The sequence below is a fragment of the Methylobacterium sp. E-025 genome (assembly GCF_022829705.1).
Taxonomy (GTDB): domain Bacteria; phylum Pseudomonadota; class Alphaproteobacteria; order Rhizobiales; family Beijerinckiaceae; genus Methylobacterium.
The window spans coordinates 1-1,462 of record NZ_JAKSYR010000137.1; the positions used below are offsets into that span (position 1 = coordinate 1).

A 1,462-nucleotide genomic window follows, 5' to 3' on the forward strand; every position below is an offset into this window, starting at 1 on the left:
TCGAGCGCTTCTTCAGCAAGATCAAGCACTTCCGCGCCGTCGCCACCCGCTACGACAAGGATCCCGACAACTTCCTCGCCAGCGTCAAACTCGCTGCCGTCCGGGTCTGGCTGCGAACTTTATGAGTCCGCGACCTAGCCCGCGCGAGAGCGCCGTTCGACGCGGAGACCACCACCGGGATCGCCTGCAAGGTGGTCAACAGCTCCTTCGCGACTGCGAGCGTTCCTGAGAGGCCGGCCGGCGAGGCCTGCGGGGCGACTGTGATGCCGCCGGCTACCTGCAAGGCATCCTTCAGCTCGCCTGCTCGGACGTGAAGGTTTTCGAGCGCACCGGTCTCGACCTTTGGCGCGATCGTCTCCCCGTTGAGCGCCGTCAGCTTCGCCTGGACGCCCTCGATCATGTGTTCGAGTTCGGCCTTCCGTGCCTTAAGCCCGCCGCCCCCCGGGGGATCGAGGCTCGCGCTCGCAGCCAGCTCCGACTTCACGTTCATCAGCTCGGCCTTGTACGAGGCAAGAGCTGCAGTCGCTTCCTGCATCTTGCCCGCATCCGGGACGGGCGCCGCGCTGGATGCGGCCGGAGCTGCCTCCTGTCGCTGCGCTGCCATCGGCGGGATCTTTGGGCGTCGCCGGGCCGAAACCCGGCTGGCGCACCATGACCTCCGACTTGGGAGCCTCCGAGGGTCGCGGCCCGACCAGGCCATTGAGGCCGGGCAGGCGCGCAGGCACCGAAGCCGGCATCCCGGCCGTGCCCGGCGGTAGCGACCCTTCCCAATTCCCGAACGTGCCCGAGAACGGGGTCCGTAGGTACTTCTGGAATGGCGGGTCTTTCGGCACGAGCCCTTGCATCGGGTTGAGCGCCGGGGCCTCGCCGGCATCCGACTTGCCGATGAAGGCCTGCGACCCCTCCTGGATGGCGATCTTGTTCCCCTGGTCATAGGTCATCGTCAGCGCTGCCGCTGCCGTGAGGGCAGCCGGCAGGGCGAGGACCGCCGTCGTGAGCGCCGCGGCTCCGGCTGTGAAGGCACCCGTGATGATGCCGTTGCTCATGCCGAGGGCGGTACCGGTGAGCGCTGCCGTGCCGCCGATCGTTGCCGCCTTGCCGCCGAGCCATGCCGCACCGGCCCCGGTCGCGATGACCGGGCCCGGCAGCTCGGCTGTCGATTGGATGGGCTGGGGCGTGTCGCAAACACGATTGTGTCTGCGTTTACCCAGCGTTGACCTTATGACCCGCAAGGCGCCTCCGGTTTCGGAGGCTGCCCATTATCCTGTCCGCCATCGCTGCCAAGCTCAAGCAGCGCGCCAAAGCTGACTTCAAAGGCCGGCACTACGAGGCCAACCTGATCGTGCAGGCTGTCGCCTGGTACCTGCGCTACTCGCTGAGCTACCGCGACACCGCGACATGGGGCAGCTATTCCCGGAACGCACTCTTGAGGTGGACGATAGCACCCTGAACCGCTGGGTTC

At 67.2% G+C, this 1,462-nt stretch carries 1 protein-coding gene and 2 pseudogenes; 2 read left to right on the forward strand and 1 reads right to left on the reverse strand.

All coding sequences use genetic code 11. The annotated features are described in order from the left end of the window. A pseudogene (locus MKK64_RS20155) lies at nt 1-125 on the forward strand (IS5/IS1182 family transposase); the annotation flags it as partial. A 300-nt stretch (nt 126-425) separates the two neighbouring features. On the opposite strand, the gene MKK64_RS20160 reads toward MKK64_RS20155, so the two are convergent. Beyond that, nucleotides 426-1,232 (reverse strand): hypothetical protein, encoded by an 807-nt coding sequence (locus MKK64_RS20160; RefSeq protein WP_243936711.1) that lies wholly within the window; start codon nt 1,230-1,232, stop codon nt 426-428. A 26-nt stretch (nt 1,233-1,258) separates the two neighbouring features. Here MKK64_RS20160 and MKK64_RS20165 point away from each other — a divergent pair. Continuing rightward, nucleotides 1,259-1,462 (forward strand): annotated as a pseudogene (locus MKK64_RS20165) (IS6 family transposase); the annotation flags it as partial.